The organism is Hypericibacter sp. (genome assembly GCF_050729195.1).
In the GTDB taxonomy this organism is placed as follows: domain Bacteria; phylum Pseudomonadota; class Alphaproteobacteria; order Dongiales; family Dongiaceae; genus Hypericibacter.
Genome location: NZ_JBOHKS010000084.1, coordinates 1 through 5,941 on the forward strand (window position 1 = coordinate 1; position 5,941 = coordinate 5,941).

The 5,941-nt window shown below is 67.7% G+C and carries 6 protein-coding genes and 1 pseudogene; 3 read left to right on the forward strand and 4 right to left on the reverse strand.

The window, feature by feature from the left end:
* Together ACREE8_RS06515 and cobS are read right to left on the reverse strand one after the other, a co-directional pair.
* Positions 1-223, reverse strand: a pseudogene (locus ACREE8_RS06515) (histidine phosphatase family protein); the annotation flags it as partial.
* Positions 224-239: 16 nt separating this feature from the next.
* Complete coding sequence (gene cobS / locus ACREE8_RS06520) at positions 240-1,043, reverse strand: adenosylcobinamide-GDP ribazoletransferase (protein ID WP_431572173.1); 804 nt, start codon at positions 1,041-1,043, stop codon at positions 240-242.
* Between the two features lie 251 nt (positions 1,044-1,294).
* Between cobS and cobT the strand changes: the two genes are divergently transcribed.
* Both cobT and ACREE8_RS06530 read left to right on the forward strand, forming a co-directional pair.
* Positions 1,295-2,335: a nicotinate-nucleotide--dimethylbenzimidazole phosphoribosyltransferase gene (cobT, locus tag ACREE8_RS06525; RefSeq protein WP_431572174.1), complete on the forward strand. Its 1,041-nt coding sequence runs from the start codon at positions 1,295-1,297 to the stop codon at positions 2,333-2,335.
* A 13-nt stretch (positions 2,336-2,348) separates the two neighbouring features.
* Positions 2,349-3,563 carry a DNA glycosylase AlkZ-like family protein gene (locus ACREE8_RS06530; protein WP_431572175.1) on the forward strand — a complete coding sequence of 405 codons (1,215 nt, stop codon included), beginning with the start codon at positions 2,349-2,351 and terminating at the stop codon, positions 3,561-3,563.
* Positions 3,564-3,609: 46 nt separating this feature from the next.
* Here the strand turns inward: ACREE8_RS06530 and ACREE8_RS06535 are convergent, their stop codons facing one another.
* Entirely contained in the window at positions 3,610-4,428 is an 819-nt protein-coding gene (locus ACREE8_RS06535) for an ABC transporter permease (protein WP_431572176.1), read from the reverse strand.
* A 5-nt stretch (positions 4,429-4,433) separates the two neighbouring features.
* Positions 4,434-5,210: an ABC transporter ATP-binding protein gene (locus ACREE8_RS06540; protein ID WP_431572177.1), complete on the reverse strand. Its 777-nt coding sequence runs from the start codon at positions 5,208-5,210 to the stop codon at positions 4,434-4,436.
* Positions 5,211-5,382: 172 nt separating this feature from the next.
* Between ACREE8_RS06540 and ACREE8_RS06545 the strand changes: the two genes are divergently transcribed.
* A partial coding sequence (locus ACREE8_RS06545) for a hypothetical protein (RefSeq protein ID WP_431572178.1) occupies positions 5,383-5,941 on the forward strand: 559 nt, incomplete at its 3' end.

The window sequence follows — 5,941 nt, forward strand, 5'->3', positions numbered from 1 at the left end:
CCGGCTTGCCGGCCGCGGCGAAGATCGCGGCCGCCGTCTGGTGCGTGCGCGCCAGATGGCTCGCGATCCAGGCGGCGTCGGTGGGCAGGAGGCGCGCCCGGCCGGCGAAACTGGCGAGGTTGGCGCAATCGGCCGGTACGTCGCGCTGGCCATAGATGCGCCCGCCATGGGAGGTCACCGGCGCATGCCGGATCCACCACCAGCGCGTGATCGGAACCGTCATCGGTTTCTGTCTCCGCTCAAATCGCCGCCGCGGCGATGGCGAGCACCGCGATCTCCGACAACTGCTCGACCGCGCCGAGGATATCGCCGGTATAGCCGCCGATGAGGCGCTTGCCGAGCCGGGCCATCGCCCAGGCCACGATCAGGGTTGCCACCAATGCCACCGCCGCGACCACCGGTCCCAGCGCGATCCAGGCGACGATCGCCGCGATCGCGAGCGCCACCAGCGCGTCGCCCTCGGCGGGTTTGCCGGCGCCGGCCGCGAGGCCACCGCTTTTGGCCGCCGTGCCGCGCGCCATCACCAGCGTCATGCCGGCGCGGGCGAGTGCATGGGCGGCGATGAGCGCGGCGATGCCATGGGCCGTCGGCAATCCCGCCAGCAGCGAGGCGCGCGCCATGACCGAGACGATCAGCGCCAGCACGCCATAGCTGCCGATACGGCTGTCCGACATGATCGCAAGGCGCCGGTCGCGATCATGGCCCCCGGCCAGCCCGTCGGCGCTGTCGGCCAATCCGTCCTCATGCAATGCCCCAGTCAGGAGACCGGTCGCGACGATGGCGAAGAGCGCGGTGCCCAGGGGCGGCAGGCCGAGCTTCAGCCCCAGCGCATAGACCAATCCGCCGCCGAGACCGACAACCACACCGACCAGAGGGAAACAGCGCACCGCCGCCGCGAGCGGCCGGGGCGCGATATCGCCTCGAATCGGCAGGCGGGTCAGGAAGGCCAGAGCGAGGCGGAGATCCTCGAACCAGGCCAGCGGATTCCACAGCGACGTGCCGGGCGCCCGAATCGGGTCGGACCCGGAGTCGGGCGGCGGCACGGGTTCATTCGGGGCGGCAGGATCTGGCATGGAGAATGTGTGAGGTTTTTCCCGCTGGCGCGGATGCGGGGGTTATAGGACAGTTGCCGCCCCCGAAGCAAAGCGCCCGGACAGGGGATCCGATCCTGGCGTCGCAGCGGGGCCATTCCGCATCGCCAGGCCAGCAGTTTCATCCCCGGCTTCACGCTGTCCTCGCGGGCGCCCTCGCCACTCCTCCGGTCCTCTCGACGAATCCCGCCTCAAGGTGCCTCATGCCGAACACGCCCGCGAACGACCGACCCGCCGCCAGCTTCGCCGAAATCCGCGCCGTGATCGCGCAATGGCCGGGCCCGGATCAGGCCTCGGGCACGCTCGCGGCGGCGCGCGAAGGACAGCTCACCAAGCCGCCCGGTGCCTTGGGCCGGCTGGAAGAAATCACGCACTGGCTCTGCGAATGGCAGGGCCATCACCCGCCGCGGCTCGATCGTCCGCGCGTCGCGGTCTTCGCCGGCAATCACGGTGTCGCCGCGCGCGGCGTCTCGGCGTTTCCGGCCGCGGTCACCAAGCAGATGGTCGCGAACTTCGTCGCCGGCGGCGCCGCGGTCAATCAGCTCTGCCGCGCGGCCGATGCGGAGCTCAGGGTCTATGAGATGGCGCTCGACGAGCCGACCGAGGATTTCTCGCGCGCGCCGGCGCTGAGCGAGGAGGAATGCGCCCATGCCATGAGCTACGGCATGATAGCGGTCGAGCCCGGCATCGATCTTCTTTGCCTCGGCGAGATGGGCATCGCCAACACCACCAGCGCCTCGGCGCTGGCGGCAGCCATCATCGGCGGCAATGGCCGCGACTGGGCTGGCCCCGGCACCGGCGTGACGGGCTCCGCACTCGAGAACAAGATCGCGGTGATCGACGAGGCCTTGAAGCTGCATCGCGCGCATTTCAAGGATCCGCTCGAGATCCTGCGCCGCCTGGGCGGACGCGAGCTGGCGGCGATCGCCGGCGCCGTGATCGCGGCGCGCCTCGCGCGCGTACCGGTGTTGCTCGACGGCTTCGCCTGCACGGTGGCGGCCGCGGTGTTGCGCGGGATCGATCCCCGCGCGCTCGATCATTGCATGGTGGCGCATGTCTCGGCCGAGCCCGGCCATAAGCGGCTCCTGGAAGCGATCGGCAAGCGCGCGCTGGTCGATCTCGGCATGCGGCTGGGAGAAGGCTCGGGCGCGGCGCTCGCGATCGGATTGCTCAAGGCGGCGGTCGCCTGCCATACCGGCATGGCGACCTTTGCCGAGGCGGGCGTCAGCGGCAAGGACGGCTAGGCTTGCGTCCCTCATGACGATCCCCCGCAAGGCATCGGCTTCGGAGCTGCGCCGCTTCCTGCTCGACCGGCAGGGGCTGTGGGGCGCGTTCTGGCCGGAAGCCCAGGCACCGGCGCGCGCGGTCGATCTCGCCATGTGGCAGATCGATTCGATCCGCATCACGGGCCTGCGCAATCAGGAGATCGCCTGGGCCGCGCGCAGCGCCTCGGCACCGTCGCATTTCTACGATCTGCTTTACGGTCAAAGCGCGCTGGTCGAGACCCACTACCCGATCTTCGCCACGCGGCGCGACTGGCTGGCGCATATGTCGGAGAGCCTCGCCGACCCGGCGACCCTGCGCAGCCCGGTCACCAAGCGGCTGAAGAAGGTGATGCAGGAGGTCGAGGATTACATCCGCGCCAACGGACCCACGGGGCCGGGCAGCTTCAAGAGCCGGCGCATCGTCGGTGGCTTCAACACCATCAAGGAAACCACGCGCGCGCTCGAGGTGATGTTCGCGCAGCGCAAGCTGGTGGTGGCGGGACGCGACAAGAATTTCCAGCGCCTGTTCGATCTGACCGAGCGGCGCCTGCCGGAGCTGACGGCGCCGCCTTCGCCGCGCGCCAAGGACTGGCGCAAGGGCTATGAGGATTTCCTAATCCGCTCGGCGCTCCATGTGCTGAAGCTCGCCACGACCGAGCAGATCGCCCAGCGCACGCATCACCATTACGGACCCTGGCGGCCCGGCGGCGGCATCAAGCGCTGGCGCGAGCATGTGGCCCATGCGCTCGAGAGCGGCGTCGCCATCCCGGTGCAGGCGACCGACCTGCCCGACCAGCCGGTCTATTGGTATCTGCCCGAGGACGAGGCCGGCTGGAATGCGTCTGCTGTCAGCGATTCGCCGACGCGGCTCCTGGCGCCGCTGGACCATCTGCTCTACAGCCGCCCGCGCGCCAAGGCGCTCTTCAACCTCGACTACAAGTTCGAGGCCTACACGCCGGCCCATAAGCGGCGCTTCTATTTCGCGCTGCCGGTGCTCCAGGGCGAGCGGGCCGTGGGCATGGTCGACGGCAAGCTCGACGGCAAGACCTGGTGGCTGCGCCGGCTCGAGCTTGCCGAAGACGCCGATGCCGAACAGCTCGGTCTCGCGCTTCGCCGCTTCGCCGCGCTCGCCGGCGCCGAGCAGGTCGGCGTGCGCGCGAAAATCCCGCAACGGCTCAAGGATGCGGTGCGCGGGAAGGTGAAGTAGGGGCTGCGCCCAGGCGTAGCGGCGTTGGATGTGCAGTCTTTACTCGTCACTCCCCCATCTGCAGGAGCGCGCCGCGTTCGCGGGCGGAGCGGAAGGCGATGAGGTACACGCCGAGGCCGACGAGGATGTAGATGACGTTGAGCCCGACCGCGCCCCAGAACAGGGTGAGGTTGAAATGCTGGTGGAACAGCACCTCGCGCATGCCTTCGAACACATGGGTCGAGGGCAGGCACCAGGCGATCGGCTGCAGCCAGGCCGGCAGCACCGTCACCGGGTAATAGATCGCGCTGATGGGGGCGAGCAGGAAGATGATGAACCAGACGAGGTTCTCCGCGCCCAGCCCGTAGCGCATCAGGAGCGAGGTCGAGAGCATGCCGATGCCCCAGGCCATCATCACCAGGTTCACATAGAAGGCCAGCAGCGGCAGGCCCATATCGAAGATCGAGAATTTGTAGAGCAGGATCGCGAGCAGGGCCGCCGGCAGCACGCCGATCAGCGTGCGCACCACGCTCATCGCCATCAGCGCCAGGATATGCTCCGCCGGCCGCAAGGGACTGACATAGAGATTGGCGAGGTTGTGTGCCCACATCTCCTCGAGGAAGGAGAGCGAGAATCCGAGCTGGCCGCGGAACAGCACGTCCCACAGCATCACGCCCGCCATCAGCACGCCGAAGGCCTGCGCCACATAGGAGCTCTGGGTATAGAAGAACTGCGAGACGAAACCCCAGATGATCATCTGCATGGTCGGCCAATAGGCCATCTCGACCAGCCGCGGCCAGGAGCTGCGCAGCACATAGAGGTGACGCAGCAGGATGGCGCCGATGCGCCGCGGCGAGAGGGCGAAATCCTGGAGGGTCATGCTCATGTGAATCAGCCCGCTTCCGGCTTGGCTTCTTCGACCGCCGCCGCCACCCCATGCCCGCGCTCGCGCGCGATGTCGAGGAACACCTCCTCGAGATTGGCGCGGCCATAACGGCGCAGCAGATCCGAGGGCTTGCCGCGATCGACCACGCGGCCGCGGCGCATCATCAAGACCTCGCTGCAGAGCCGCTCGACCTCCGCCATGTTGTGCGAGGCCAAGAGGATCGTGGCGCCGGTCTCTTTGCGGAAGGTCTCGAGATAGCGCCGGACCCAGTCGGCGGTGTCGGGATCGAGCGAGGCGGTGGGCTCGTCGAGCAGCAGCAGCTCCGGACGGTTCAGCAGCGCCTTGGCCAGCGCCACCCGGGTCTTCTGCCCGGCCGAGAGCTTGCCGCAGGGACGATCCATGAATTCATTGAGCGCCAGCTCCTCGCCCAGCTCGGCGATGCGCCGAGTCGGATCGGCGACGCCATAGAGTGTGGCGAAGACCCGCATATTCTGGCGCGGCGTCAGGCGCTGCGGCAGGTCCACATAGGGCGAGGAAAAATTCATCCGGCCCAGCACCCGATAACGGTGCTTGAGCATGTCCTCGCCCAGGATGCGGATGCTGCCGGAAGTCGGAATCAGCAACCCCAGCAGCATGGCGATGCTGGTGGTCTTGCCGGCCCCATTGCCGCCCAGAAGACCGATGACGGTCCCTCTGGATGCCGAGAAGCTGAGCTCATCGACAGCGATCACGGGGCCGAAGCGCTTGGAGAGCCCTTCGACGAGAATGACGGGTTCGGACATGCGAAATCGCACTATGCCGCGATTCGGCGACTCCGGCTAGGCATGGCTACGGAAATTTCATCCCCGCCGGCATCGATCGGAGGCTGGGCGGCATTGCGCTTCGGCGGCACGCGGGTTCAAATGGCGGCGGCTCACGCCCTGTTTCGGCCCCCCGGCGCCGGGTAATTCGCCCATGAGCTTTGTCCTGCGGACGCTCTCGCTGACCGCTTGTCTCTGGCTCGTGATGGGCCAGCCGGCATGGGCCGCTTCTTGCGGTTCGCCGGCGATCGATCATACGGCAGCCAAGGTCCGGGACGCGCGGGTCGCCCTCGGGGCGCTGCCTATCTACGAGAATTCGGAACCCACATCCCTGACGCCGCAAGCGCAGGCCGTCATCTCGGAGATGAAAACGCGCCTTCGCGACTTTCTCGACGCCTATATGCACTGTCTGCCCTCGAAGTTCGATACGGGCGATGCGCAGAACGATCTGGACCAGCGGTTCGAGCAGCGCGAGGTCGAGCCGATCGGCCCGGTTCATTACGGCGACCATCTGACCTTCACGATGGAACAGCCCCCTGGTCAGCCCGATCTGGTCGCAGTCACGGCGAACTTCGCAATCGAATGCGGCACCGATACGGTCCTTTTCCTCTTCTCGTCCAAAGGCGGCTCGTGGACCGAAGTGCTGCGCTGGCAGAGCCGGCCCTATCCCGAGATCAATGGCGCCTTTGCGTCCTTCAGCTACGGTGTCTCGC

Excerpts from the sequence above, each read along its gene's own strand:
- cobT (WP_431572174.1), top strand. The coding sequence starts at position 1,295 with ATGCCGAACACGCCCGCGAACGACCGACCCGCCGCCAGCTTCGCCGAA.
- ACREE8_RS06535 (WP_431572176.1), bottom strand. The coding sequence starts at position 4,428 with ATGAGCATGACCCTCCAGGATTTCGCCCTCTCGCCGCGGCGCATCGGC.
- ACREE8_RS06540 (WP_431572177.1), bottom strand. The coding sequence starts at position 5,210 with ATGTCCGAACCCGTCATTCTCGTCGAAGGGCTCTCCAAGCGCTTCGGC.
- ACREE8_RS06530 (WP_431572175.1), top strand. The coding sequence starts at position 2,349 with ATGACGATCCCCCGCAAGGCATCGGCTTCGGAGCTGCGCCGCTTCCTG.